The sequence below is a fragment of the Acidovorax sp. NPDC077693 genome, assembly GCF_044542805.1.
In the GTDB taxonomy this organism is placed as follows: Bacteria; Pseudomonadota; Gammaproteobacteria; order Burkholderiales; family Burkholderiaceae_C; genus Acidovorax.
On the sequence record NZ_JBITVD010000013.1, the window covers coordinates 172,320 to 197,155 of the forward strand.

Annotated in this window: 21 protein-coding genes and 3 tRNA genes; 9 read left to right on the plus strand and 15 right to left on the minus strand. The window is 66.0% G+C overall.

Translation table 11 applies throughout. The features are described 5' to 3' along the window. The first annotated feature begins 5 nt into the window (after positions 1–5). Both ACIGHN_RS19335 and ACIGHN_RS19340 read left to right on the plus strand, forming a co-directional pair. Positions 6–1,187, plus strand: a complete 1,182-nt coding sequence (locus ACIGHN_RS19335) for an endonuclease/exonuclease/phosphatase family protein (RefSeq protein ID WP_056421169.1) — start codon at positions 6–8, stop codon at positions 1,185–1,187. 129 nt (positions 1,188–1,316) lie between these two features. Next, complete coding sequence (locus ACIGHN_RS19340) at positions 1,317–3,203, plus strand: M14 family zinc carboxypeptidase (RefSeq protein WP_396505615.1); 1,887 nt, start codon at positions 1,317–1,319, stop codon at positions 3,201–3,203. A 280-nt stretch (positions 3,204–3,483) separates the two neighbouring features. On the opposite strand, the gene ybaL is transcribed toward ACIGHN_RS19340, so the two are convergent. Continuing rightward, positions 3,484–5,226 (minus strand): YbaL family putative K(+) efflux transporter, encoded by a 1,743-nt coding sequence (ybaL, locus tag ACIGHN_RS19345; RefSeq protein WP_396505616.1) that lies wholly within the window; start codon positions 5,224–5,226, stop codon positions 3,484–3,486. Between the two features lie 233 nt (positions 5,227–5,459). Between ybaL and ACIGHN_RS19350 the strand changes: the two genes are divergently transcribed. Continuing rightward, positions 5,460–5,536 (plus strand) — tRNA-Arg (locus tag ACIGHN_RS19350). A gap of 341 nt (positions 5,537–5,877) precedes the next feature. On the opposite strand, the gene ACIGHN_RS19355 is transcribed toward ACIGHN_RS19350, so the two are convergent. From ACIGHN_RS19355 to ACIGHN_RS19400, 10 genes are all read right to left on the minus strand, one after another. Continuing rightward, a tRNA-His gene (locus ACIGHN_RS19355) sits at positions 5,878–5,953 on the minus strand. A gap of 49 nt (positions 5,954–6,002) precedes the next feature. Further along, positions 6,003–7,931, minus strand: coding sequence for a SurA N-terminal domain-containing protein (locus ACIGHN_RS19360; RefSeq protein WP_396505617.1), 1,929 nt, complete (start codon positions 7,929–7,931; stop codon positions 6,003–6,005). A 60-nt stretch (positions 7,932–7,991) separates the two neighbouring features. Then, positions 7,992–8,067 (minus strand) — tRNA-Val (locus tag ACIGHN_RS19365). 15 nt (positions 8,068–8,082) lie between these two features. Next, positions 8,083–8,355 (minus strand): HU family DNA-binding protein, encoded by a 273-nt coding sequence (locus ACIGHN_RS19370; protein WP_056164954.1) that lies wholly within the window; start codon positions 8,353–8,355, stop codon positions 8,083–8,085. 572 nt (positions 8,356–8,927) lie between these two features. Further along, entirely contained in the window at positions 8,928–9,494 is a 567-nt protein-coding gene (pgsA, locus tag ACIGHN_RS19375; protein ID WP_056421153.1) for a CDP-diacylglycerol--glycerol-3-phosphate 3-phosphatidyltransferase, read from the minus strand. A 97-nt stretch (positions 9,495–9,591) separates the two neighbouring features. After that, positions 9,592–11,604, minus strand: coding sequence for an excinuclease ABC subunit UvrC (gene uvrC, locus ACIGHN_RS19380; RefSeq protein ID WP_396505618.1), 2,013 nt, complete (start codon positions 11,602–11,604; stop codon positions 9,592–9,594). Between the two features lie 91 nt (positions 11,605–11,695). Continuing rightward, positions 11,696–12,697 carry a Bug family tripartite tricarboxylate transporter substrate binding protein gene (locus ACIGHN_RS19385; protein ID WP_396505619.1) on the minus strand — a complete coding sequence of 334 codons (1,002 nt, stop codon included), beginning with the start codon at positions 12,695–12,697 and terminating at the stop codon, positions 11,696–11,698. A 206-nt stretch (positions 12,698–12,903) separates the two neighbouring features. Continuing rightward, positions 12,904–13,905, minus strand: coding sequence for a Bug family tripartite tricarboxylate transporter substrate binding protein (locus ACIGHN_RS19390; RefSeq protein WP_396505620.1), 1,002 nt, complete (start codon positions 13,903–13,905; stop codon positions 12,904–12,906). Between the two features lie 53 nt (positions 13,906–13,958). Then, positions 13,959–14,969: a hydroxymethylglutaryl-CoA lyase gene (locus ACIGHN_RS19395; RefSeq protein WP_396505621.1), complete on the minus strand. Its 1,011-nt coding sequence runs from the start codon at positions 14,967–14,969 to the stop codon at positions 13,959–13,961. Next, the gene (locus ACIGHN_RS19400; RefSeq protein ID WP_396505622.1) at positions 14,966–16,195 is read right to left on the minus strand and encodes a CaiB/BaiF CoA transferase family protein; all 1,230 of its coding nucleotides are present in this window, start codon (positions 16,193–16,195) and stop codon (positions 14,966–14,968) included. Before ACIGHN_RS19400 ends, ACIGHN_RS19395 begins: the two co-directional genes overlap by 4 nt. Before the next feature lie 289 nt (positions 16,196–16,484). Between ACIGHN_RS19400 and ACIGHN_RS19405 the strand changes: the two genes are divergently transcribed. The 3 genes from ACIGHN_RS19405 to efp all read left to right on the plus strand — a co-directional run bounded on the left by ACIGHN_RS19405 (position 16,485) and on the right by efp (position 19,287). Then, a complete protein-coding gene (locus ACIGHN_RS19405) occupies positions 16,485–17,369 on the plus strand; it encodes a LysR family transcriptional regulator (protein WP_056164942.1) in 885 nt (294 codons plus the stop codon). Between the two features lie 34 nt (positions 17,370–17,403). Further along, on the plus strand, positions 17,404–18,570 hold the full coding sequence (gene earP, locus ACIGHN_RS19410) for an elongation factor P maturation arginine rhamnosyltransferase EarP (protein WP_396505623.1): 1,167 nt from the start codon (positions 17,404–17,406) through the stop codon (positions 18,568–18,570). 162 nt (positions 18,571–18,732) lie between these two features. Then, complete coding sequence (efp, locus tag ACIGHN_RS19415) at positions 18,733–19,287, plus strand: elongation factor P (protein ID WP_056421144.1); 555 nt, start codon at positions 18,733–18,735, stop codon at positions 19,285–19,287. A 161-nt stretch (positions 19,288–19,448) separates the two neighbouring features. Here efp and rimO read toward each other — a convergent pair whose 3' ends face one another. After that, positions 19,449–20,840, minus strand: coding sequence for a 30S ribosomal protein S12 methylthiotransferase RimO (gene rimO / locus ACIGHN_RS19420; RefSeq protein ID WP_056421143.1), 1,392 nt, complete (start codon positions 20,838–20,840; stop codon positions 19,449–19,451). 179 nt (positions 20,841–21,019) lie between these two features. Beyond that, positions 21,020–21,556 carry a polyhydroxyalkanoate synthesis repressor PhaR gene (phaR, locus tag ACIGHN_RS19425; RefSeq protein WP_056421142.1) on the minus strand — a complete coding sequence of 179 codons (537 nt, stop codon included), beginning with the start codon at positions 21,554–21,556 and terminating at the stop codon, positions 21,020–21,022. 208 nt (positions 21,557–21,764) lie between these two features. Here phaR and ACIGHN_RS19430 point away from each other — a divergent pair, with 208 nt between their 5' ends. Both ACIGHN_RS19430 and ACIGHN_RS19435 read left to right on the plus strand, forming a co-directional pair. Continuing rightward, positions 21,765–21,974 carry a hypothetical protein gene (locus ACIGHN_RS19430; RefSeq protein WP_200912471.1) on the plus strand — a complete coding sequence of 70 codons (210 nt, stop codon included), beginning with the start codon at positions 21,765–21,767 and terminating at the stop codon, positions 21,972–21,974. An 87-nt stretch (positions 21,975–22,061) separates the two neighbouring features. Then, entirely contained in the window at positions 22,062–23,165 is a 1,104-nt protein-coding gene (locus ACIGHN_RS19435) for a mechanosensitive ion channel family protein (RefSeq protein WP_396505624.1), read from the plus strand. Positions 23,166–23,556: 391 nt separating this feature from the next. On the opposite strand, the gene ACIGHN_RS19440 is transcribed toward ACIGHN_RS19435, so the two are convergent. Beyond that, positions 23,557–23,760 (minus strand): hypothetical protein, encoded by a 204-nt coding sequence (locus ACIGHN_RS19440; RefSeq protein WP_056421134.1) that lies wholly within the window; start codon positions 23,758–23,760, stop codon positions 23,557–23,559. An 86-nt stretch (positions 23,761–23,846) separates the two neighbouring features. After that, positions 23,847–24,005 carry a hypothetical protein gene (locus ACIGHN_RS19445; RefSeq protein ID WP_156370875.1) on the minus strand — a complete coding sequence of 53 codons (159 nt, stop codon included), beginning with the start codon at positions 24,003–24,005 and terminating at the stop codon, positions 23,847–23,849. Positions 24,006–24,507: 502 nt separating this feature from the next. Here ACIGHN_RS19445 and ACIGHN_RS19450 point away from each other — a divergent pair. Next, positions 24,508–24,747, plus strand: a complete 240-nt coding sequence (locus ACIGHN_RS19450; protein ID WP_396505625.1) for a hypothetical protein — start codon at positions 24,508–24,510, stop codon at positions 24,745–24,747. The last annotated feature ends 89 nt before the right edge of the window (positions 24,748–24,836 follow it).

Sequence of the window (24,836 nt, forward strand, 5' to 3'; positions counted from 1 at the left end):
CCGCCATGCGCCCCAACGACATTCCAGTTCCGCTGGCCACCCTGATGGTGGCCACCTGCAACGTGCTGAACCTGGCCAACCCCGGGCGCATGTTCTATGACAACCAGGACCCGTATACCCAGGCCGAGTTCGACCGCAAGCTCACCTGGCTCGGAGACCGGTTTCGCACCCTCAACGCCGATGTGCTGGCAGTGCAGGAGGTCTGGGACGATGCGGCCTTGAAGGGCGCTATAGGCCGCAGCGGCCTGCGCTATGACTTCGTGGCGGTGCCCGGTGCCGAGAACAACGGGGCAGTCCATGGCGGTGGCGCCCAGGGCACGCCGCGCGTAGGCATCGCCACGCGGCTGAAGGTGGACGCCCTGCAGTCGTTCGCAGAGTTTCCGCCAGGTTTCGAGGTCGATGTGCCTGGCCTGGGCCGGCACTTGCGCTTCGAGCGCCCTCCCCTGGTCGTCACCTTGCACATGAAGCATGGACAGACGCTCAACGTGCTCACCGCCCACCTCAAGTCGAAGCGGCCCAAGTTCCTGCAGGATGCGCAAGGCCACCCGCTGGAGGACCGCAGCGACCCCAAGGTGATGGCCCTGGCTTCGCTGCGCTCGCTGATCATGCGCGGGGCCGAGGCCATGGCGCTGCGCTGCCTGGTGATCGACCTGCTGCACCGCACCAGCGTGCCCCTGGTGGTGTTGGGCGACTTCAACGACACGCCCGACAGCGTCACCACGCAACTGATCTGCGCCACCAACGAGATCGCCTACGACCGCGGCGCGCGGGACGTGGCCCTGTTCAATGCCTATGAACTGCAAGGAGACGCCGCGCTCAAGAAAGATGTCGCGTACTCGCACATCCACCAGGGCTCGCCCAGCGTGCTGGACCAGATCCTGGTCAGCGAGGAGTTCCTGCACAACGGCCGCAACAGCATCGGCGACGTGCGCCGGGTCGACTACTTCAACGACCATCTGCACGAAGGGCGTGACCGCTCCCGGTCCGACCACGGCTTTGTGCGGGCCCTGTTGCGCCTGAGGATGCAGGCAGACGCACGGCAAGACACAGCGGCGGCCGGCGGCGTACCGCCCGACAGGCCGCAGGCGCACTCTCCCGTGCCCCAGGCCACCACAGCAGCATCCTCTGCCGCGGCACCCGGGCCATCCATGCCGCCTCCTCCTTTTGATCCCGTGACGAAGCCATAGGGCGGCCGGGCACGACCGAGCTGTCAACCACAGGTTTGCAACGGGATGTACGCTGACACCGGAGCGGGCAGGTGCGCAGGTAACATCGCCGTAACAAAGCCGCCCAGCGGCCCCACTGGCAAAACCACCATGACCATGCACACCTTCTTCCGGCGCACGCGCGGCGCGGAGCCCCAACCCTTCTCCGCCTGGTCGCCGCAGACGCCCTGGAAGATCTCTGCCATTCTGGCGGCGGTACTGCTGACGGCATGCTCCAGCACGCCGCTGCCGCCCTGGCCTTCCACACCCACAGCGCGGCCCAATGCGCCAGCCCCGCTGCCCAGCCGCGCCCAGAAAGGCACGGTGGTGCCTGCACCGCTGGGTCAGGCAACGGCGCCCCGGCCAACGCAGCCCCTCGGCCCAAGCCAGGGCGTGGTGGCGAGCCCGCTGCCGCCGCCCGCTCCGCTGGTGGTGCAGAACGACGGCCCGATGTCGCCACCCTACGGCGCGGCGGTGGCGGCCCAGTTCCCCGACCCCGCGGTGGCCTACGCTACGCCGGGGCTTGCCGCAGACCGCAGGGCTTTCACCACGAACGCAGAGCTGGCGCAGTGGCTGCAGTCGCTGGACGACCCGGCGCAGCGCGGTGCCACCCGCACCCGGTTGCTCAATCTGGGCATGTCGCAGCGCGGCGAACCCATCCTGGGCCTGCTGGCCACGCGCGCCGCGGGCACGTCCCCTGCGCAGCTGGACAACAGCGGCCGCCCCACGGTCGTTCTGATCGGCCAACAGCACGGCGATGAACCCGCAGGGGCCGAAGCATTGCTCGTCATCAGCCGCGAGCTGACCCAGGGGTTGCTGGAGCCTTTGCTCGACCGCATCAACGTGGTGATCATTCCCCGCGCCAACCCTGACGGAGCCGCGGCGGGCACACGGGTCACGGCCAACGGCGTGGACATGAACCGCGACCACCTGCTGCTGAACACCCCCGAGGCACGTGCCCTGGCCGGCGTGGTGAATGAGTACCGCCCCATCCTGGTGGTGGACGCGCACGAATACACCGTGGCGGGCCGCTATCTGCAGAAGTTCAATGCCATCCAGCGCTACGACACGCTGCTGCAGTACACCACCACGGCCAACTACCCTGAGTTCCTCACCAAGGCATCGCAGGAGTGGTACCACCAGCCCATGGTGGCCGCACTCAAGGCCCAGGGCCTGACCAGCGACTGGTACTACACCACCTCCAACAACCCCGACGACAAGCGCATCTCCATGGGGGGCACGCAACCCGACACCGGCCGCAATGTGAACGGACTGAAGAACGCGGTGAGCCTGTTGATCGAAACGCGCGGCGTGGGCATTGGCCGCATGCACATCCAGCGCCGGGTGCATTCGCAGGTCACCGCCATCGCCAGCGCGTTGCGCAGCACCGCCGAGCGTGCCGCCAACCTGGAGCAGGTGCGTTCCTTCGTGGCGCGCGACATCAGCGCGCAGGCCTGCCGTGATCAGGTTGTGATCGAGGCTGCAGCCACCCCCACCCAGCGCGAGCTGGAGTTTCTGGACCCCGACACCGGGGCGGTGCGCCCCATCCGCGTCGAGTGGAACTCCTCGCTCACGCTGCGTCCCACCAAGACCCGCGCCCGGCCTTGCGGCTATTGGCTGTCGGCCAGCTCCACCGCCGCCGTGGAGCGCCTGAAACTGCTGGGACTGCAGGTGATGCGCGTGGCCGAACCTGGCTCTGCCCTCGCCGACACCTACCGCGAAACCTCGCGCGAGTCCGGCGACCGGCAGGATGTGACCGGCACCATCGCCGGAGGCACCGGCATCGTGCGCGTGCAGGTGGCCCCTATGCGCAGCGCGATCGACGTGCCTGCCGGCAGCTTCTACATCCCGCTGAACCAGCCACGCGCCAACCTGGCGGTGGCGGCGCTGGAGCCGGACACGCAGAACAGCTACTTTGCCAACCGCTTGATCGACGACCTGGGCCAGACCGCGCGCATCATGAGCAACCCGTCGCTGGTGTTTGAAGAAACGGATTGAGGCGACAGCCGCTGCCTCAGGCTCATGCTCGGGCTCGGGCTGTGCAGATGGGCTGGGCCTCATATCGGGCTTGAGCGTGTGACCACGGGCAGTTTGGCAGGCCGCGCCCAGCGCGTTGTTGTGCCGGGGTGTCGACTCTGCACGCACCAGTGCCCCCCAGCCTACTGCAGCGGGCCAGTCGCAGCAGACCCATACCCAATCGCTATTTCTCCACTCAGCTATCTATTAGATAGCATAAAACAGCCACCCATCCAGCGGTAGCACGGCTTTTGGCAGATATTCAGATGCGGCTGTGCAGCGCCGCGGGGGCCGTCGCCCGGGCGCGGCGTGTCTCTGTGCGCTCCACGACGTAGCGCGACATGGCCTGGGCCAGCGCCTCGTCGGCCAGGAACACCGCACTGTCGCACTCCTGCGTGAGCCGACGGGCCTCGTCGCTGTTGTGGCTGCGCACCACGGCTTCGATGTGGGGGTTGAGCGTGCGCGCCGTGCCGATGATCTGGCGCACGTTCAAGGTGTCCGGCGTGGCGATCACCAGCATCGCCGCGCGTGCAATGTGTGCCTGGATGAGCACGGCCGGGTCCACCGCATCGCCAAACACGGCCGCCACGCCGGACTCCCGCAGCGACTCCACCAGTTCGCGGTTCTGCTCCGCCACCACGTAGGGAATGTCGTTGGCCGCCAGAGCCGCCGCCACCCGGCGCCCGACCCGGCCGTAGCCCACCAGCACCACCTGCCGCGCCAGATAGCGCGAATCGGTGGTCATGGGCAACTCGGCCAGCGGGTCGTCCCGCTGCTCCAGCCGCCGCGCCAGTGCGGAGCGAGCCCGCAGCCAGTCCTGCAGCGGCGCAATCGCGCGAAAGAGCATCGGGTTCAGCGCCATCGAGATCAAGGCGCCCGCCAGCACCAGGCTGGCACCTTCGGCCGGCAACAGGCCCAGTGACGAACCCAGCGCCACCAGGATGAACGAAAACTCGCCGATCTGCGCCAGGCTGGCAGACACCGTCAGCGCCGTATTGAGCGGGTAGCGGAAGGCCAGCACCAGGGCGGCTGCCGCCAGCGTCTTGCCCAGCATGATGATGGCCACCACGGCCAGCACCTGCACCGGCCGGTCCCACAACACCGAGGGGTTGAACAGCATGCCCACGGACACGAAGAACAGCACGGCGAAAGCGTCGCGCAGTGGCAATGACTCCTCGGCGGCGCGGTGGCTGAACTCCGACTCGCGCATCACCATGCCCGCAAAGAACGCCCCCAGTGCGAACGACACGCCAAACAGCGCCGCAGAGCCGAACGCGATGCTGACCGCAGCCGCCACGACGCACAGCGTGAACAGCTCGCGCGACCCGGTGCGGGCCACCTGCCAGAGCACCCACGGAAACAGGCGGCGCCCGACCAGCAGCATCAGCGCCACAAAGCCGCCCACCTGCAACAAGGTCCATCCCAGGGTCTTCCACAGCGCAGCGCCATCGACGGCCTGGCCCTGGGTGCCGTTGCCTCCCAGGGAACCCGCCAACGGCGGCAAGAGCACCAACACCAGCACCATGGCCAGGTCTTCGACCACCAGCCAGCCCACGGCAATGCGGCCGGTGTGGCTGTCGAGAATTCCCAAGGTCTCCAGCGCGCGCAGCAGCACCACCGTGCTCGCCACCGACAGCGCCAGGCCGAACACCAGGGCCCCGCCCCAGCTCCAGCCCCACCACACGGCCAGCGCCATGCCCAGCGCTGTGGCCACCATCATCTGCACCACCGCCCCGGGCACAGCGATACGGCGCACCGCCAGCAGGTCGCCGAAAGAGAAATGCAGGCCCACGCCGAACATCAGCAGCATCACGCCGATTTCGGCCAACTGGCTGGCCATGGCCATGTCCGCCACGAAACCGGGTGTGTACGGCCCGATCACCACACCGGCCAGCAAGTAACCCACCAGCGCAGGCAGCTTGAGCCGCGCGGCCACGAACCCCAACGCCAGCGCCAGCCCGAGCGCCGCGGCAATGGTGCTGATGAGATTGACGCTGTGTGGCATGGGCAGAGGTGGAGTAGGAAACGGGCAGGCGCGCGGCACGAGCGCCACTCCGTTATACCCGCATCCGCCATCAACTTGCGATTACAACCCGCAAATGCCGCCCGGCGGCCAGAACATGCCCCGCCGCCGCAGGTATGATCCAGGGTTCGCGCAGCGGCATGCGGCCAGGGCAATTTCAATGCATGGCCCGCACCATGCCAGCGCTTCGGCCTTTGCGGCCGACACCCATCCATCTGCCCGTAGCTCAACCGGATAGAGCAATTGCCTTCTAAGCAATAGGTCGGGGGTTCGAGTCCCTCCGGGCAGGCCACTCATTTCATTGGCCGTCATCCTTTCGTCGTCGCCTCACCCATGGGAGTGACTGCGGCTGCGCAACCATCCGCGCACATTTGCGAGACTGCGCCAATCACTCAGGCCGCGGTGTCGGGCGCACGCAAAGCTTCATGCGTTGGCAGCCCCTGCTGCTGCGGCAGAACCCGCGCCATTGCAGTGCAGCGCGGCCACCTGCCGTGACCCGGCTTGCTGGCGTCGGCATCGTCAGATCAAGCCAGGCATTCAGCGACGCCATGCAAGAGTCGGGAAAACATTGCCAGAGGAGCCGCAAAGACAAAAGCCGCTGCAACCTTGAAAGTTGCAGCGGCTTTGCTGATTTGGGGTGGCTGATGGGGCTCGAACCCACGACAACAGGAATCACAATCCTGGACTCTACCAACTGAGCTACAGCCACCGTAGATTCATATTATAGCCCGAGATTTTCACGTCCCGGGCTTCCCGGCTTAATTTTCTGCAGTGACCTGCGCCGTGGTGTCTGGACGCGGTGCCTTGATCTGCACCTTGAAGCGCTGCTTGAGCAGTTCGTAGTACGCCAGGCCTTCGGCCGTGGTCCACCACTGCACATACTGCTGGCGCTCTTGCTGGGCGCGCTGCGCGTCCGGTGCCTGGCGTGGGACCACGCGGTTCACCTTGACCACCGCGTAGCCTTCAGAGCCCAGGTCAACACCGGCAAAGGCTGGCAGGCCGTCCGACGGCGCGCGCAGGGCGGCGTCGATCACCTGGCGCGACTGGCCCTGGGGCTGCTCGCGCGAGATCTCCACCGCCGCAGGCAGGCCGGTGGCAGCCGCGGGGTTGTCCTTCCAGGCCGCCAGCTTGGTTTCGCCTTCCTTGCGCGCCTGCTCGGCCGCGCGCTGGGCGATGAACAGCGACTTCACGCGTGCGCGCACTTCGTCGAGTGGCAGGGCACGTGCAGGGGTGTATTCGGTGACGCGGCCTGCAGCCATCTGGCTCGTGCCGACTTCAACCGCTTCGGTGTTGCGCTTGTTCTGTACCGAGTCGGCGGAGAACAGGGCCTCCAGGAACTTGCTGTTGGCCAGCGGGCCCTGAGCGCCGGGGGTGGGCGTGCGCGTGACGCCGGTGGCCTTTTGCACCTTGAGCTTGAGCTTGTCGGCCACGGGCTGCAAGCTGTCGGCCTGCTCGTACACGCCGTTGGCAAACGACTCGGCCACCTCGGCGAACTTGGCTTGCGCTTGCTGCTGCTTGAGCTCGGCTTCCATCGAAGGACGCAGTTCCTCGAAGGTGGGCTGGCGGGGCGTCTTGATGTCGGTCAGCTGGATGATGTGGTAGCCGAAGTCCGACTCGACCACATCGCTGATCTCGCCCTTCTTGAGCGCAAAGGCCGCGTCCTCGAACGGCTTGACCATCGCATTGCGGCCGAAGAAGTTCAGGTCGCCGCCAGCGACGGCAGAGCCCTTGTCGTCCGACGATTTCTTGGCCACTTCGGCAAAGCTCGACGGCGTCTTGCGCACCTGGGCCAGCAGTTCTTCTGCGCGGGCCTTGGCCTTTTCGCGATCGGCCGCCGGGGCGTCCTTGGGTGCGTTGATGAGGATGTGGCTGGCGCGGCGCTCTTCCTTGCCCGACAGGCGCGCGAGATTTTCCTTGTAGTAGGTGCGCAGGTCGTCTTCGCTCAGGGTGATGCCGGCGCGCACGCTGTCCAGGTCGAGCACCACGTATTCCACTGCGGCCTGTTCGGTCTGCTGGAACTGCGCGGTGTGGGCCTTGTAGTAAGCCTCCAGCTCCGCATCGGTAGGTTCGGCCTTGGAGGCGAAGTCCGTCGCCTTGAAGCGCACGATCTGCACTTCGCGCCGCTCGTACAGGGGGTCCAGCGCCAGCTTGATCTGCGCGTCGGTACCGAAGGCCGAGCCCATCACGCCGCCCATGACCTGGTTGACCGACAGATCACGGCGCACGTTGGCTTCGAAGCCTTCGGGCGTGAGGCCCTGGCTTCCGACCAGCGCGCGGTAGGCTTCGGCATCGAGCGTGCCGTCCGCGCGCTTGAGGTTGGCGATGGCAGGGATCTCCTGCAGGCTGCGGGCCAGTCGCGCATCGCTGGTGACCATGTGCATGTCCTTGGCCGCCGCGGCCAGCACGCGGTCACGCACCAGGCGCTCCAACGTGGCGTAACGGGATTGGGGCGAGTCCAGCAGCTTCGGATCGACCGTGGGAGACTGAGCGCGGATGCGGTCGGTTTCCATGCGGTGTGCATTGTCCCAGTCGGTCTGGTTGATTTTGTGGCCGTCGACGCGGGCAACCACCGGGCTCTTTTCAGAGAAGTAGTTGCTGTCGATGCCTACCAGCACAAACGATGGAATGATCAGCAAGAACAATAAGATCATGACGATCTTGGAGTGCTTGCGGATGGATTCAAACATGGTCGATCTTTCAGAAGACAAAAAACAAAAGGCGAACTTGCGTTCGCATTTGTTCGGTGGTGGTGGGTCCTGTCGGTCTCGAACCGCCGACCTACTCCGTGTAAAGGAGCCGCTCTACCAACTGAGCTAAGGACCCCGCCTAAACTGATCCTCAGTTCAAGGCATCTTTCAATGCCTTGCCAGGACGGAACTTCGGAACTTTAGCAGCTTTGATTTTAATCGTATCGCCGGTACGGGGATTGCGACCGGTGCGTGCGGCCCGCTTGCCCACTGCGAAAGTGCCGAAACCGACGAGCGAGACAGTGCCGCCCTTCTTCAGGGTCTTCTTGACGGCCTCAATCGTGGATTCCAGGGCACGCGCAGCAGCGGCCTTGGAGATGTCGGCGTTGGTAGCGATGTGCTCAATCAGTTCGGTTTTGTTCACAAGAAGCCTCTCGGGAAAGAGTTGATGGAATGTCTCGCGGATATCTGGTCTTCACACGTCCCAAAGCGCAGCCTGAATGAGACTGGTTGAAGGCAGACGGGGGAATGACTGGCATACACAGCAGTGGCTGCTGCATCAGATTAAAGCCATCGAGTTTCCGGGTGTCAATACAACACGCTGTTTTGCGGCAGCGTAGCGGTCAATTCTAGTCGTATTTCATGCTGCGACTGGGCGTGCGGACCGTTTTGTCTCATACATGCCGTATGGGCAGCATTCCGTATTGACACCCCTCCTGCAGCAAGGCACGCGGACGCAAAAGGGGCTTGAAATCCAGCGTGGAAAGGCGTTTGTGGTGCACGTGGAGTGCGTATCGGGCGCCGCAGCACCATCCAGGGCGGACGTTCGCACCACGGCAGTGCGCAGCAGACCATGCCGCCGCATCGATCACCGGCACCACCCGCCACCATGCCGCATTGACCAGCGTGGCAGCAGCCCCAAGAACCGCTGCATGACTGAACTCACAGCAGCATCACCCGGCCAAGCAGGCGCAGGCAGAGGCAGCCGCGCCAGAACTACTTCACGCGGGCCCGTATCTCGGGCAGCGCCTTTTGCAGGTAGTACACCATGGACCACACCGTGAGCACGGCAGACGCCCAGATCAGCCAGGTGCCCCACACCCCGGTGTCGATCATGCCGAACAGCCGGGCGTCGTACAGCAGGAAGGGGATGGCCACCATCTGCACCGTGGTCTTGACCTTGCCGATCATGTGCACCGCCACGCTCTTGCTGGCGCCGATCTGCGCCATCCACTCACGCAGGGCCGAGATGGCGATCTCGCGGCCGATGATGATCAAGGCCACGAACACATCCGCGCGCTGCAGGTGCACCAGCACCAGCAGCGACGCGCAGACCAGGAACTTGTCGGCCACGGGGTCGAGGAAGGCGCCGAAGGACGAGGTCTGGTTGAGCTTGCGCGCCAGGTAGCCGTCGAGCCAGTCGGTGGCCGCGAACACCACGAACATCACCGTGGCGATGAGGTTGCGGGTGGCAGGATCCAGCGGCGCATAGAACACCCCCACGATCAAAGGTATCGCGACAATGCGCGTCCAGGTCATCAGCGTGGGGATCGTCCAGAACATGGCGGCGATTGTGTCACGGCCCGGGGTGGCCCCACGCGCCGCGTTGCATGCACGCACCGCCTGCACGGCCAATGTGATCGTGCAGCAACGCTCCAGGTCAGCGCAGCGCCCGGTAAATCTCTTCCGCCAGCTCGCGCGAAATGCCGTCCACCGTGGCCAGGTCTTCCACGCTGGCCGACGCCACGCCGCGCACGCCGCCAAAGCGCTGCAGCAGCCGCGCACGCTTCTTGGGGCCCACGCCGGCAATCTCCTCCAGCTGCCCGCCGCCCACCCGCACCTTGGCGCGCGCTGCGCGCATGCCGGTGATGGCGAAGCGGTGGGCCTCGTCGCGGATCTGCGCCACCAGCATGAGCGCAGCCGAATCCTTGCCCAGGTAGACCTTCTCGCGGCCGTCGGCAAACACCAGCTCTTCCAGGCCGACCTTGCGGCCCTCGCCTTTCTCGACGCCGACGATGCGCGTGAGGTCAAGCCCCAGGGCCGTGAAGACCTCGCGCGCCACGCCCACCTGGCCCTTGCCCCCGTCGATCAGCACCAGGTCGGGCAGGCGCGCCACGCCCTTGGGCTTGACGGCCCCCACAGCGGCCTCGGTGTCGGGCGGCGGGGCGGCGGCAAAGTCGATGCCCCCGGCTTCGCGCGCGGCCTCCACCACCTTGCTGTAGCGGCGCGTGAGCACCTGGCGCATGGCGGCGTAGTCGTCGCCGCCGGTAATGCCTTCGATCTTGTAGCGGCGGTACTCGCTGCTTTGCATCTTGTGGTGGTGGAACACCACGCACGATGCCTGCGTGGATTCGCCCGCCGTGTGCGAGATGTCGAAGCACTCGATGGTGAGCTGATCCAGATCCTCGGGCGGCAGGTCCAGCGCTTCGGCCAGTGCACGGGTGCGGGCCTGCTGCGAGCCCTCCTCCGCCAACAGGCGGGCCAGTTGCAGGCTGGCGTTCTTTTGCGCCATGTCCAGCCACGCGCGGCGCTGCTCGCGCGGCTGGTGCACCGCCGTCACGCGCAGGCCCGACTGCTGGGTGAGGGCTTCCATCAGCGCCTTGTCCACCGGCTCGCTCGTCACCAGCAGGGGCGGCACCGGCACCCCGATATAGTGCTGGGCGATGAAGGCCTCCAGCACCTGCACTTCCACCGGCCGCGCCGGGGCCGCCGCCGTGCTGTCGGCGGCATCGTCTTCGGCCTCTTCGGCAAAGATGGCCGCCGCGTCTTCCACATGCACCGGGAAGTACGGCCGGTCGCCCAGGTGGCGGCCACCGCGCACCATGGCCAGATTCACACAGGCGCGGCCGCCCTGCACCCGCACCGCCAGGATGTCCACGTCCTTGTCGTCCGCGATCTCGATGGACTGCTGGTGCAGCACGCGCGACAGGGCCTGGATCTGGTTGCGCACCTCGGCGGCCTGCTCGAATTGGAGCTTGTCGGAGTGCGCCATCATGCGCTTTTCCATGGCCTGCAGCACCTCCTGCGTCTCGCCGCGCAGCAGCGCCTCCGCATGCTGCACGTCCGAGGCATAGGCTTCGGGCGAGATCAGGTCGACGCAGGGGCCCGTGCAGCGCTTGATCTGGTACAGCAGGCAGGGCCGCGTGCGGTTGGCGAACACCGTGTCCTCGCAGGTGCGCAGCCTGAAGACTTTCTGCAGCAGCTGGATGGTTTCCTTCACGGCCCAGGCGCTGGGGTACGGCCCGAAGTAGCGGTGCTTCTTGTCGACCGAGCCGCGGTAGTACGCCATGCGTGGAAACACCTGCCCCGGCACCTCGCCGCGCGCAGCACCGCCGGCCACGCCGGTGATCTTGAGATACGGATAGCTCTTGTCGTCCCTGAACAGGATGTTGAACTTGGGGTTCAACGTCTTGATGAGGTTGTTTTCGAGCAGCAGCGCCTCGGCCTCGGAGCGCACCACCGTGGTCTCCATGCGCGTGATCTTGCTGACCATGTGGCCGATGCGCGTGCCGCCATGGTTCTTGGTGAAGTAGCTCGACACGCGGCGCTTGAGGTGCCGTGCCTTGCCCACGTACAGCAGCGCGCCCTGGGCGTCGAAATAGCGGTAGACACCGGGCAGCGCGGGCAGCGCAGCCACCTGCGCCAACAGTTCTTCGGAATGCACATCAGACATGGCGCGTATTGTGGCCCCACATCCGATCGCTATGAAAATAATAGCTACCAGCGCTTTCCTATCCAGCGACGGCAGCCATTTTTAGCTCACATCATTCAGCTTCGATCTTCGACGTCTTGACCACACCGGCCCAGCCCGCCAAATCGGCCTTGACCTTGTCGCCCAACTGCTGCGGGCTCTGGTAGTCGGCAGTGGCGCCCTGCTCCTGGGCCTTTTGCTTGAACGCTGCGCTCTGCACCACGGTGCGGATGTCGGCGGTGAGCTTGTCCACCAGGGGCTTGGGCACGGCGGCGGGCACGAACACCGCAAACCAGGAGGTCGCGTCCACCTTGGGGTAACCGGCTTCGGCGGTGGTGGGCACATCGGGCAGGCTGGGCAGGCGCTCCTTGCCGGTGACGGCCAGCACCCGCAGCTTGCCGCTGGCGATGTGGGGCATGAACGGCGGCGCGGTGCCGAAGGTCAGGTCCACCTGGCCGCCCAGCAGGTCCTGCAGCGCGGGGCCAGTGCCCTTGTAGGGCACGTGGACCATCTTGATGCTGCCCTGCTGCTCCAGCATGGCGCCGGTCACGTGCTGCAGCGAGCCATTGCCCGACGACGCGTAATTGAGCTTGCCGGGGTTGGCCTTGGCATAAGCCACCAGTTCGGCCAGCGTCTTCACCGGCAGGTCGTTGCGCACCACGATGATCTGCGGGGCCGAGATCACGTTGGCCACGGGCTGGAAGTCGCCCTGCTCCCACTGCTTTTGCTTGGTCAGGTGGGGCGAGATCACGTGGTAGCCCGAGTACTGCATCAAGAGCGTGTAGCCATCGGCCTCGGCGCGCTTGACGGCCGCCGCCGCAATGCTGCCGTTGCCGCCGCCCTTGTTGTCCACCACCACGGACTGGCCCAGCACCGGCGTGAGCGCCTGGGCGAGCATGCGGGCCGACAGGTCGGTGGTGCCACCGGCTGCGGTGGGCACGACCATGGTGACGGGCTTGCTGGGGTAGGCCCCCTGGGCCCAGGCAGAAGAGGATGCACCGAGCGCCAAGATGGCCAGGGTGGTGGCGCCCAGGGCGGCCCGTGCCGTGAACGGCCTGCGAGAGAAGGTGGTCATAAAGGTTTTGTCTCCGTTGTTGTGACTGTCAAGAAATGGTGTCGCTGACGGGGGCCCACGATCGAGTCGGCGCCTATCAACTGCAACCGTTCACGCCGGGCTTGTCGAAGCGCCGCGCAGGGCTTCGACCAGCTCAACCCGAACGGTGGGTTCGAGTTCAAAGATGCCGACGCAACATGCGCGCGTGCCGGCCGGCGGTCGGCGTTTCAATCCACCGTGGCGCCGGTCTCCTTCACCACGCGCTGCCAGCGGACCAGATCGGCGCGCACCAGCGCGCCGAGCTGGGCCGGCGTGCCCTTGAAGGGCTCGCAGCCCACGGCGGCGAGTTTGTCGACCACGTCCTTGTGGTCCAGCGCCTTGGCCACTTCGGCCTGCAGCTGCGCCACCACGGGCGCGGGTGTGCCGGCCGGGGCGAACATCGCGTACCAGGGCGCCTGGCCGAAGCCCTTCAGGGTCTCGCCGATGGTGGGCGCGTCGGGCAAGGCGGCCACGCGCTTTTCATTGACCACGCCCAGCACCTTGAGCTTGCCGGCCTTGATGAACGCAATGGCCGACGGCAGGCTTTGCACCGACAGCGGCACCTGCCCACCCACCACATCGGTCGCTGCCGCGGCCGAGCCCCTGTAGGGAATGTGCTGCAGCTGGATGCCCGCGGCCTTTTGCAGCATTTCGCCGATCAGGTGATTCAGCGTGCCGTTGCCCGCCGACGCGATCGAATACTTGCCGGGGCTGGCCTTGGCCAGCGTGATCAGCTCGGCCACGTTCTTGGCCGGGAAGGATGGGTGTGCCACCAGCACGTAGCCGGCGGTGGCGATGGGCGCCACGGGCTCGAAGTCCTTGACCGCATCGAAGCCCGCGTTCTTGTACAGCGCCGGGCCGATGACGTGGGCGCTGTCGGCCGTCACCAGCAGGGTGTAGCCGTCGTGCTTGGCACGCGCCAGGCCCGCGGTGGCCAGCGTGCCGCCCGCGCCGGGGCGGTTGTCCACCACCACGCTCTGGCCCATCTGCTCGGACAGGCGCTGGGCCAGCACGCGGGCGATGGCGTCGTTGGCACCGCCCGCGGCCTGGGGCACGACCAGCGTGATGGGTTTGGATGGGAACTTGTCTTGTGCGTGCGCGCCGAGCGGCGCGCCGCACGCCATGGCGCCCACGAGCGCGCCCAGCAGCAGGGCGGCGTGTCGGCGGTGGAAGGTGTTGGTTTGGGGCATGGTTGTCTCCTGTCGTTGTATTGCGGTCTTTGCCGCGGTCAGATCAAATCAGGTCACGCTCCGCCACGCTCACGCTGCAGCGCGCGGTCGCGGATGGCATCGAAATCTGCAGGCACGGGGTGCAGGTGCAGCCGGGGGCCGGCCTTGACGATCTGGCTCGGGATGTCGTGCCCGATCAACCCTGGCAGGCGTTCCGCCGCCGCCACCAGCGCGGCCAGGTCCACGCCGGTGTCGTAGCCCATGAGGCCGAGCGCATGCACGATCTCTTCGCTGCACACATTGCCGCTGGCGCCCGGCGCATAGGGGCAGCCGCCCAGCCCGCCCAGCGATGCGTCGAACCGGTCCGCGCCCGCATCGATGGCGGCCAGCACATTGGCCAGCCCCATGCCGCGCGTGTTGTGAAAGTGCAGCGTGAAGTCCACGCCCGGCCAGCGCGCACGCGCTGCCGCCGTGATCTGCGCCACCTGGGTGGGAAAGGCCATGCCCGTGGTGTCGCACAGCGTGATGCCGCCCACACCCAGGTCCACGAACCGCTGCACCCAGCCGAGCACCGCAGCCGCGGGCACGTCGCCCTCCATGGGGCAGCCGAACACGCAGGACAGCGACACGTTGACCGCCACGCCCGCAGCGTGGGCCATGGCCACCACCTGCGCCAGCGCAGCGAACGACTGCTCCTGCGTCATGCGCAGGTTGGCGATGTTGTGCGTGGCACTCGCGGACATCACCAGGTTCAGCTCGTCCGTGCGCGCCTCGATGGCGCGCTCGGCACCGCGCAGGTTGGGCACCAGCGCGGTGTAGACCACGCCCGGGCGCCGCTCGATCTCGCGCATCACGATTTCGGCATCGCGCAGCGCGGGGATGGCGGTGGGCGACGTGAACGAGGTGACCTCGATCTTGGCCAGGCCCGTGGCCGACAGCGCGTTCACGAGCGCGATCTTGTCGTCGGTGGGCACGAAGGCCTGCTCCATCTGCAGGCCGTCGCGCGTGCCGACCTCCTGCATGTGGATGCGGCGGCCATGGCCCTGCCAGACGCTGGCGCCGGTCGAACGGGTAGTGGTGGTCATTGGATCACTCCCTTGCTGCGCAGCAGACCGATCTGCTCTGCCGTCAAACCGGCCTCGGCCAGCACCGCATCGGTGTCGTCGCCCAGGTGCGGCGCGCTCGTGCGGATGCTGCCGGGCGTGCCCGAGAGCTTGGGCACGATGCCCGGCACCTGCACGCTGTAGCCGTCGCGCGTCTGCTGGGTCAGCAGCATGTCGCGGGCCTGGTAGTGCGGGTCTTCGGCAATGTCCCGGGCTGTGTAGACCTTGCCCGCGGGCACACGGGCACCGCCCAGCGTCTCCATCACCTGCTGCACCGAGCGCGCGGCGGTCCAGGTGCCGATGGCGGCGTCGATCTCTGCCACGCGGGCCACGCGACCGGCGTTGCTGCCCAGGTCGGGCGCGTCGGCCAGGTCCTGCCGGCCGATGGCAGTCATCAGCCGCTTGAAGATGCTGTCGCCATTGCCGGCCACCAGCACCCAGCCGTCGGTGCAGGGGTAGGCGTTGCTGGGCGCGATGCCGGGCAGTGCGCTGCCCGCGGCCTCGCGCACCGCGCCGAACGCGCTGTACTCGGGGATCAGGCTTTCCATCACGTTGAAGACGGCCTCGTGCAGCGCCACGTCGATCACCTGGCCCTGTCCGCCGTTGACCTTGCGGTGGTACAGCGCCGTCAGCACGCCGATAGCGCCGTGCAGCGCGGCCAGCGTGTCGCCGATGGACACGCCCACGCGCACCGGCACGCGGCCGGGCTCGGCCGTCAGGTGGCGCAGGCCGCCCATGGCCTCGCCGATCACGCCGAAGCCCGGCAGGTCGCGGTAGGGGCCGGTCTGGCCGTAACCCGAGATGCGCAGGATCACGAGGCCCGGGTTGAGCGCGTGCAGCTCGTCCGGCGACATGCCCCAACCCTCCAGCGTGCCGGGGCGGAAGTTCTCGATCAGCACGTCGGCCTCGGCGATCAGGCGGCGGGCGATATCCTGGCCCTCGGCCTGGCGCAGGTCCAGCGCCACCGAGCGCTTGTTGCGCGACTGCACCTGCCACCACACCGACGTACCCTCCTTGATGAGGCGCCAGTTGCGCAGCGGGTCGCCGCCGGGCACGCCGGGCCGCTCGGGGTCGGCCGGGGCTTCGATCTTGATGATCTCGGCGCCGAACTCGCCCAGCGTCTTGCCGCAGAAAGGGCCGGCGATCAACTGGCCCATCTCGATCACGCGCACGCCGTGCAGGGCGGACGACGAAAAGGGTGAATCCATGGAAATAGGTGTCTCCTCGAGGGTGAATGCACGACGCGCCACGCGCCCCAACAACCCCGCCCGTTCACGCCGAGCTTGTCGAAGCGCGGCGCAGAGCACGGCTTCGCCAAGCTCAGTCCGAACGGCGGGTGTATGGGCCAGCGCCGCGCGTGGCTCTCCGTACGTTGGCGCGAATGATGCGCACAGCCTGCCCGTCTGCAAAACGCTGATGCACGAAGCTGCCATCGCAAACCGGCATGGTGGCGCAGCACCAGCGTTACCATCGACACCCCCGCCCACCCGCACCGCCATGAAGCTCGACCCCGTCTCCCTGCGCCTCTTCGTTGCCGTGATGGAAGAAAGCACCATCGCCGCCGCCGCCGCGCGCGAGCACCTGGCGGCCTCGGCCGTGAGCCGGCGCCTGGCGGACCTGGAGGGCACGCTGGGCGTGGAGCTGTTCACCCGCAGCAACAAGGGCACCGAGCCCACCGCGGCCGCCTACGCGCTGCTGAACCTGGCGCGCGGCGTGCTGAACGACCTGGACGGCATCGCCAGCCAGATGCGCGAATACGGCGCCGGCGTGCGCGGCCATGTGCGCGTGGTGGCCAACATCTCGGCCATCACGCAGTTCTTGCCTGCGCAGTTGCAGAGCTTCATGGCGCTGCACCCGCAGGTGGACGTGCGGCTGCAGGAGCAGATCAGCACGTCGATAGCCCAGTCGGTGGCCGAGAACGCGGCCGACGTGGGCATCCTGAACCAGGGCCAGTATGGCGACCGGGTGGTGCAGCTACCCTACCGCACCGATGAGCTGGTGCTGCTGGTGCCCACGGGCCATGCGCTGGCACGCCGCAAGAGTGCCCGCCTGGCCGACGCCCTGCCCTACGACTTTGTCGGCGCGCACCCCGGCAGCGCCATCAACAACCAGCTGACCCGGGCTGCGTCCGAGGCCGGCCTGCCGCTGCGGCTGCGCATGCAGGTCACCAGCTACGACGCCCTGTGCCTCATGGTGGCCGCCGGCCTGGGCGTGGGCGTGATGCCGCGCGGCAGCGCCGCCCTGTACAAGGGCACGCAGCCGATCCGCGTCGTGACACTGGACGAGCCCTGGGCGCACCGTCAGCTGGTGCTGTGCGTGCGGTCGGAAGAATCACTCTCCAGCGTGGCACGGCTGCTGGTGGACCACCTGCGCGCGGGATGAGGCGGCACCGATGATCTCGTCCCACCCCCCCACCTTGCCTGCCGATCCCGCCCTGCCCGCCCTGCAGTGGGACGTGTTTTGCCGCGTCATCGACAACTTCGGCGACATCGGCGTGTGCTGGCGCCTGGCCACGCAACTGGCAGCCCACGGCCAGCAGGTGCGCCTGTGGGTGGACGATGCCTCGGCCCTGGCGTGGATGGCGCCCGGCGGGTGCCCCGGCGTGGAGGTGCGCGACTGGCATGCCCCGCCGCCCGCAACCGCCGAGCGTGCGCCCGATGTGATGGTGGAGGCCTTCGGGTGCGAGATTGCTCCTGAATTCATAGCTTACAGCGCGCTCTCAGCACGCGGTAGCGGCCAAAAACCTGTGTGGATCAACCTTGAGTACCTTTCGGCGGAAGGCTATGTGGAGCGCAACCACCGCCTGCCGTCGCTGATCATGTCGGGCCCCGCGGCGGGGTGGACCCGCTGGTTCTTCTACCCCGGCTTCACGCCCGCCACCGGCGGCCTGCTGCGCGAAGACGACCTGATGGACCGGCACGATGCGTTCGACCGCAGCGCCTGGCGGGCGGCGCACGCAGCCGCCACGGGCTCGGCGCCTGCAGACGGGGCCGACGGGGCCGATGCCTGCTGGATCTCGCTGTTCTGCTACGAGCCCCCGGCCTTGCCGGCGCTGCTGCAGCAACTGACCCGGCGGGTCGATGCGCAGCGCGTGCAATTGCTGGTCGCACCGGGTCGTCCAGCAGCAGCGGTGCACGCCGCGCTGGCTGCCGGTATCCAGGGTGAAAACGGGCCGCAGCGCTTGCCAGATGAGCGCGAGCAGCTATCCATTGCATACCTGCCGGCCCGCCCCCAGCCGGCCTTCGACCACATGCTCTGGGCCTGCGACCTGAACCTGGTGCGCGGGGAGGATTCGCTGGTGCGCGCCCTGTGGGCCGGACAGGCGCTGGTCTGGCACATCTACCCGCAGCACGACAACGCCCACCACGACAAGCTGCGGGCGTTCCTGGACTGGCTGGGCGCGCCGCCCTCGCTGCGGGCTTTTCATGCGGCCTGGAACGCCGTGGACGACACCGCGCTGGTCGTGCCCGACGCGGCCACCCGCGCTGAATGGACCGCCTGCGTGCGGGCCGCGCGTGCCCGGCTGCTGAGTCAGGACCACCTCGTCACGCAACTTTTGGGCTTTGTCGCCGAAAAACGGTAAAATCCAAGGCTTTGCGCAAAACAGGTGCGGCACATCGGTGCACAGCGCTTGCGCATTCCCGCCGCGGAACATGCATCGGCACGGCGCGCCTTCTGCCTTTCCCAGAGAAAGCTGAAAGCCACCGGCCCGCGCGTTGAGCGGCCCCAACCCAAGCAACTCGCTATGAAAATCGCTCAAGAAATCCGCGCCGGCAACGTGATCATGCACGGCAAGGACCCCATGGTTGTCCTGAAGACCGAATACGCCCGTGGCGGCCGCGGCGCAGCCACCGTGCGCATGAAGCTCAAGAGCTTGATCGGCAACTTCGGCACCGAAAACGTGTTCAAGGCCGACGACAAGATCGACAACGTGATCCTGGACAAGAAGGAGTGCACCTACTCCTACTTCGCCGACCCCATGTATGTCTGCATGGACACCGAATACAACCAGTACGAAGTCGAAGCCGAAAACATGGGCGACGCACTGAACTACCTGGAAGACGGCATGTCCCTCGAAGTGGTGTTCTACGACGGCAAGGCCATCTCGGTCGAACTGCCCACCAGCGTCGAGCGCGAAATCACCTGGACAGAACCCGCCGTCAAGGGCGACACGTCCGGCAAGGTGCTCAAGCCCGCCAAGATCGCCACCGGCTTTGAAGTGCCCGTGCCGCTGTTCGTGAGCCAAGGCGACAAGATCGAAATCGACACCCGCACCGGCGAATACCGCAAGCGCGTCTGAACGCCTGAAGCTGCCCGCAGCGCAGCGCAGCTTCAGCCCACAAAAAAGGCTTCCCTCGGGAAGCCTTTTTGTTTTGTGTGCGGCTTTTTCTGGTCTAGCGCTTGGTGGGCAAGCGCTGGCAGCTATTTAAACCATAGCAAATCAGACAGCCCGGGCGATCGTCACACCGGCACGGCCACCAGGTCATGCCCCTGCGTGCCCACGATGCGCGCACGGGTGAACTCGCCCACCTTCAGCTGCTTGCTGATCTTCTCGGGCGGCAGCAGGTGCACCACGCCGTCGATCTCGGGCGCATCGGCATAGCTGCGGCCCCGGCCGCCCTTCTTGCCCAGCGCGGGGGCGTGGTCCACCAGCACCTGCATGGTCGCGCCCACGCGGCGCTGCAGCTTGGCGATGGAGACTTCTTCGGCCACGGCCATGAAGCGGGCGCGGCGCTCCTCGCGCACTTCCATCGGCAGCATGCCGGGCAGCTCGTTGGCGGCGGCACCGTTCACGTCGCTGTAGGCAAAGCAGCCTGCGCGGTCGATCTGCGCTTCGCGCACGAAGTCGAGCAGGTGCTGGAACTCTTCTTCGGTCTCGCCTGGAAAGCCCGCAATGAACGTGCTGCGGATCACCAGCTCGGGGCACACCTCGCGCCAGCGCTGGATGCGCTCCAGGTTGCGCTCGCCGCTGGCCGGGCGCTTCATGCGCTTGAGGACATCGGGGTGGCTGTGCTGCAGCGGTACGTCGAGGTACGGCAGCACCTTGCCCGTGGCCATGAGCGGCAGCACCTCGTCCACGCTCGGGTAGGGGTACACATAGTGCAGCCGCACCCAGGCGCCGTAGGGCTCGGCGATCTCGCCCAGCGTCTGCACCAGCTCCAGCATGCGGGTCTTGACGGGCTTGCCGTCCCAGAAACCGGTGCGGTACTTCACGTCCACGCCATAGGCCGAGGTGTCCTGGCTGATCACCAACAGCTCCTTCACGCCGCCCGCGAACAGGGCCTTGGCCTCGCTGAGCACATCGCCCACGGGGCGCGAGACGAGGTCGCCGCGCATCGACGGGATGATGCAGAACGTGCAGCGGTGGTTGCAGCCTTCGCTGATCTTCAGGTAGGCGTAGTGCTTGGGCGTGAGCTTGATGCCCGCAATGCCGAAGCCGCCCGGCACCAGGTCGATGAAAGGGTCGTGCGGCTTGGGCAGGTTCAGGTGGACGGCATCCATGACCTCCTGCGTCGCATGCGGGCCGGTCACGGCCAGCACGCTCGGGTGCATCTCGCGCACCAGGTTGCCACCGCCCTCGGACGCGCGTGCGCCCAGGCAGCCGGTGACGATCACCTTGCCGTTCTCGGCCAGGGCCTCGCCGATCGTGTCCAGGCTCTCCTTGACGGCATCGTCGATGAAGCCGCAGGTGTTGACGATGACCAGATCGGCGCCGTGGAAGGTTTTGGAGGTCTCGTAACCCTCAGCGCTCAGTTGCGTGAGGATGAGTTCGGAGTCGGTCAAAGCCTTCGGGCATCCTAGGGATACAAAGCCGACTTTGGGTGTTTTCGTGGGGGAGAGTACTTCGCTCATCCCCGTATTGTCCCAGTTCCGGCGTTGCACCGGTGGAGGTATCCCTCCATCGCAGGATTTACGCTGCCAGGGGATGCTTAAAACGGGCACGATTCAGGCCAGTGCCACCGTGGATCCGGCTCCGCCGGTCCACCGGAGGCGTCCCCCTTGGGGGAAGCCGCGCAGCGGCTCAGGGGGTCTTATCTTTTAATTCCAAACGCCCCCAGCATCTGCTCCGTCTGCTTTTGCATCTGCTCCTGCATCTGCGTCAGCATGGACTGTGACTGCTCGACGTAGTTGCCCATCATGCCCTTCATCATCGGCGACTGCAGGCTCATGAACTGGGCCCACATTTCGGGCGTCACGCTCTGCGATTGCTCGGCCAGCTTGGCCTGGATGTCGGTGAAGGCCTGCACATTCTTTTCCAGGTAGGCGCCCATGAAGCCCTGCATCGCATGGCCATAGAACCGGATGATGTTGGCCAGTACCGCCTCGGTGAACATCGGGGCGCCGCCGGCCTCTTCTTCCAGAATGATCTGCAGCAGGATGCTGCGGGTCAGGTCATCGCCCGTCTTGGCATCGCGCACCACCACCTGCTCGCGGTCCATGACGAGCTGGCGCACTTCGGCCAGGGTGATGTAGGTGGACGTGTTGGTGTCGTACAGGCGGCGGTTGGGGTATTTCTTGATCACGCGCTGGGCTGACTTGGCGGCAGCGGCGCTTTGCGAATCGGGCACGACGAACTCCTCGGGGTGGTACCCCTTGTATTGCAGTGCAGCAGATTCTAGAAGTCGAACCCCTGCAGGCGGCGCAGGATAACCCTAATGGGGCGAAAGCCGCGCCGCATGGCGCGCACGGCGTGGCGATATCGGTCTTGGCTGACATGGCCAGGCCGGGTGATTCCCGACAATGCATCCAGACCACATCACGCGGGAAAGCATCACCATGGCTGACAGCACCACAAGCAAAGTCGACAAGGCCGAGAAGGAAATCGGCAACGTCCTGGCGGACCTGGAAAACGAGACCGATTCGGAAGTCCAGAAGATCGCCCTCGAGGACATGGTGGAAGTCGACCCATCGACCGGCAAGCCGGCGGTGCACAAGGGCGTGGATGTCACCGTCACGCCACGCCCCAAGCGGCAATGGATTCGCTAGGCATGCCATCCACCGGCCTATCCATCACGCGATCACACCTTCGGGCATTGAGCACACCTGCAGCCTGCTGCCTCCGGCGCCTTTGCGATGCTTGAGTTTCCATCGCTCACTCCCTGGTCATCCACAGGGCTCATCGCCCTCGCCGCGGCCTTGGTGGCCGCTGTCGCCCACCGCATAGCCGCAGTGGTGCTGCGCCGGGTGACCACCCCGCTTCCCCTGGTGCACACCGTGGTGGTGGCGTGCATCCCTGTCATGCGCGTGTTGCTGCCCCTGATCGCACTGCAGGCGGTCTGGCAAGGCGCCAGCGACGACCTGCCGCACATCGCAGGGGTGCGGCATTTGAACGGGCTGGCGCTCATCGCGGGCACCTGCTGGCTGGCCATCACGGCGATACAGGCCTTGGCCAATGGCATCGTGGCACGCTACCCTGCGGACGTCGAAGACAACCTCACCGCCCGACGCATCGCCACCCAGGCGCGTGTGCTGGCACGCACCGCCATGACGGGTGTGGTGATGGCCGGCGTGGCGCTGATGCTGATGACATTTCCGGGCGCGCGCCAGGTGGGGGCCAGCCTGCTCGCATCGGCCGGCGTGGTGGGGATCGTGGCGGGCATCGCGGCGCGGCCTGTGTTCAGCAACATGATCGCAGGGCTGCAGATCGCGCTGGCCCAGCCCATCCGCATCGACGACGTGCTCATCATCGAAGGCGAGTGGGGCCGCGTGGAAGAAATTACGTCCACCTATGTGGTACTGCGCATCTGGGACGAGCGCCGGCTGATCATTCCGCTGCAGTGGTTCATCGAGCACCCCTTTCAAAACTGGACGCGCACGAGCTCTGAAATTCTGGGCACGGTGTTTCTGTACGCAGACTACCGCCTGCCCTTGGAGCCTTTGCGGGCCGAGCTTCAGCGCGTGCTGGCTACCGCGCCCGAATGGGACAAGCGGGTGAGCGTGCTGCAGCTGACCGACGTCACCGAGCGCACCATCCAGATCCGGGTGCTGGTCTCGGCACGGTCCTCCGGGCTGGCGTTCGACCTGCGATGCAGGGTTCGCGAAGCGCTGGTCACCTTTATCCAGCGGGAGTATCCGGACTGCCTGCCGCAGGTGCGCATTCCCGAGGCGTCACCAGCCAGCTTGTACACACCATCGGCACAGGCAGAGCCGCCGCCTCAGGCCCCCACAGCGGGTTGACCTTGCGCTGTCATCACTCCACCGCAGCGAGGTCGGCATGTTGGCTGGCAGAACGCCCCGCGGCCATCGCCTAACGTCAGGTTTTGAACGCTTTATCCCTACCCCAAGGAACTACGCCATGGAAACACCAGCCCCCTCCCCTGTCCCACCATTCCCACCCGTCGACAACCCACCACCGTGGTCCCCGGAATCGCCGCAAGAAGACCCACCCGCCCAGCCCGGAACCCCACCCGTGCAGGACCCTCCTCCGCATTTCAATTGAAGTAACTGCAACGAAAAATGCCAGCCTAACGGCTGGCATTTCTTTGGGATGGGATGTCAATTGGCGCCGCAGGCAGTTACAGATGCAAGCGCGTCGCTGATGGGCCCATGGCGAGCGTTGCACGGTACCTCATTTGGTGTGAGCACCGCCACTGGTCAAGGCCGCATGATTGATCGCAATCACCTGGGCGATTCCCAGAATGTCCGCACGGGTGATGGCCGCGGACGGGAACAACTCCGTGGCAAGACTCTGCGCCTCCTGGATCTGCGCCGAAGCCAGCACACACGATTGGTGCAATGTGCGCGCCAGCGCGATGTTCGAATCTTGGGCCATGGGGGTTCCTCCGTGAGTTGATGAAGCAGTATGACCGGGGACGGCCCGGTCGATCAACACTGTTCCACAACTCCGTGCTCACGCACTCAGAATTGGTAGCCCATCTTGAAGTACGCCACCATCAAGACAGCCATCACCGACGCAAAGGCGGCCAGCCAGAACACGCGAATGTCGTACATGCCCATCTCGGGATCAGTATCTACAACGTTGTGGCCAGAAGTCTGTGGGTTGGTCGAGATATTCATGATGTAACCCTTTAGTCTGTGTGAGCCTAGAAGGTAACTTCCCGCCCTTCCCCGCACTGTCAGACAAAAGCCAATCGTCACGAGGAGTTACGGCCGTCACCATGAGACGGACGGGACGGGACGGGACAGGCTCAGAGAGCGACATGCTCGACGACGTGCCATGCGACTCGAATCCCGGAAACAAAAAAGCCGCTCTGCGGGAGCGGCTTGAATTTGTATGCCAAATTTTCAGATTATTGAAGCCTGGTCTGCTTCAAAAGAAAACTTGGTAGGCGCGATTGGACTCGAACCAACGACCCCCACCATTTCAACGCAAAAATCCTGGACCTCCATAGACGTCTAAGGACTTGATTTAATTAACAATTTTCAATTTTTGATTCACAAAAATCCAGCGCTTTCCACCCATTCTTTCCGTACAATTTCCGTACGGTCCGCGTACTCCGCGGGGACCTTCCAGCGGGAGATGGGCCATGCAGAACATCCACCAGGTCACTCAGCTCGCTTGGCGCCTCGCCGCGAGCCCTACTGGATTCCCCTCAGCAAAGGCCGGCATGTGGGCTACCGCAAGATGTCGGAAAGTTCGGGCACCTGGGTTGCACGCTACTACGATGAAGGGACGCGCAAGAAGACCTACAAGGCCCTCGGTGACTTCTCTTTGCAGCCTGACCACCAGCGCTACGACCTGGCGACCCAGGCGGCGACAAAGTGGTTTGAGCACATTGCAAAGGGTGGCCTGAACTGAATCGCCCCGGCTGAACTAGACACCTTCGAGCCTCAAACCTGAGGCCCAATAGGAGGTGCCATGACAAAGCAGCCATATCCCGAAGAGTT

Coding starts and splice junctions, on each gene's coding strand:
- ACIGHN_RS19335 (WP_056421169.1), top strand. CDS start 6: ATGCGCCCCAACGACATTCCAGTTCCGCTGGCCACCCTGATGGTGGCC.
- ACIGHN_RS19340 (WP_396505615.1), top strand. CDS start 1,317: ATGACCATGCACACCTTCTTCCGGCGCACGCGCGGCGCGGAGCCCCAA.
- ybaL (WP_396505616.1), bottom strand. CDS start 5,226: ATGCCACACAGCGTCAATCTCATCAGCACCATTGCCGCGGCGCTCGGG.
- ACIGHN_RS19360 (WP_396505617.1), bottom strand. CDS start 7,931: ATGTTTGAATCCATCCGCAAGCACTCCAAGATCGTCATGATCTTATTG.
- pgsA (WP_056421153.1), bottom strand. CDS start 9,494: ATGTTCTGGACGATCCCCACGCTGATGACCTGGACGCGCATTGTCGCG.
- uvrC (WP_396505618.1), bottom strand. CDS start 11,604: ATGTCTGATGTGCATTCCGAAGAACTGTTGGCGCAGGTGGCTGCGCTG.
- ACIGHN_RS19385 (WP_396505619.1), bottom strand. CDS start 12,697: ATGACCACCTTCTCTCGCAGGCCGTTCACGGCACGGGCCGCCCTGGGC.
- ACIGHN_RS19390 (WP_396505620.1), bottom strand. CDS start 13,905: ATGCCCCAAACCAACACCTTCCACCGCCGACACGCCGCCCTGCTGCTG.
- ACIGHN_RS19395 (WP_396505621.1), bottom strand. CDS start 14,969: ATGACCACCACTACCCGTTCGACCGGCGCCAGCGTCTGGCAGGGCCAT.
- ACIGHN_RS19400 (WP_396505622.1), bottom strand. CDS start 16,195: ATGGATTCACCCTTTTCGTCGTCCGCCCTGCACGGCGTGCGCGTGATC.
- ACIGHN_RS19405 (WP_056164942.1), top strand. CDS start 16,485: ATGAAGCTCGACCCCGTCTCCCTGCGCCTCTTCGTTGCCGTGATGGAA.
- efp (WP_056421144.1), top strand. CDS start 18,733: ATGAAAATCGCTCAAGAAATCCGCGCCGGCAACGTGATCATGCACGGC.
- rimO (WP_056421143.1), bottom strand. CDS start 20,840: ATGAGCGAAGTACTCTCCCCCACGAAAACACCCAAAGTCGGCTTTGTA.
- ACIGHN_RS19430 (WP_200912471.1), top strand. CDS start 21,765: ATGGCTGACAGCACCACAAGCAAAGTCGACAAGGCCGAGAAGGAAATC.
- ACIGHN_RS19435 (WP_396505624.1), top strand. CDS start 22,062: ATGCTTGAGTTTCCATCGCTCACTCCCTGGTCATCCACAGGGCTCATC.
- ACIGHN_RS19440 (WP_056421134.1), bottom strand. CDS start 23,760: ATGGCCCAAGATTCGAACATCGCGCTGGCGCGCACATTGCACCAATCG.
- ACIGHN_RS19445 (WP_156370875.1), bottom strand. CDS start 24,005: ATGAATATCTCGACCAACCCACAGACTTCTGGCCACAACGTTGTAGAT.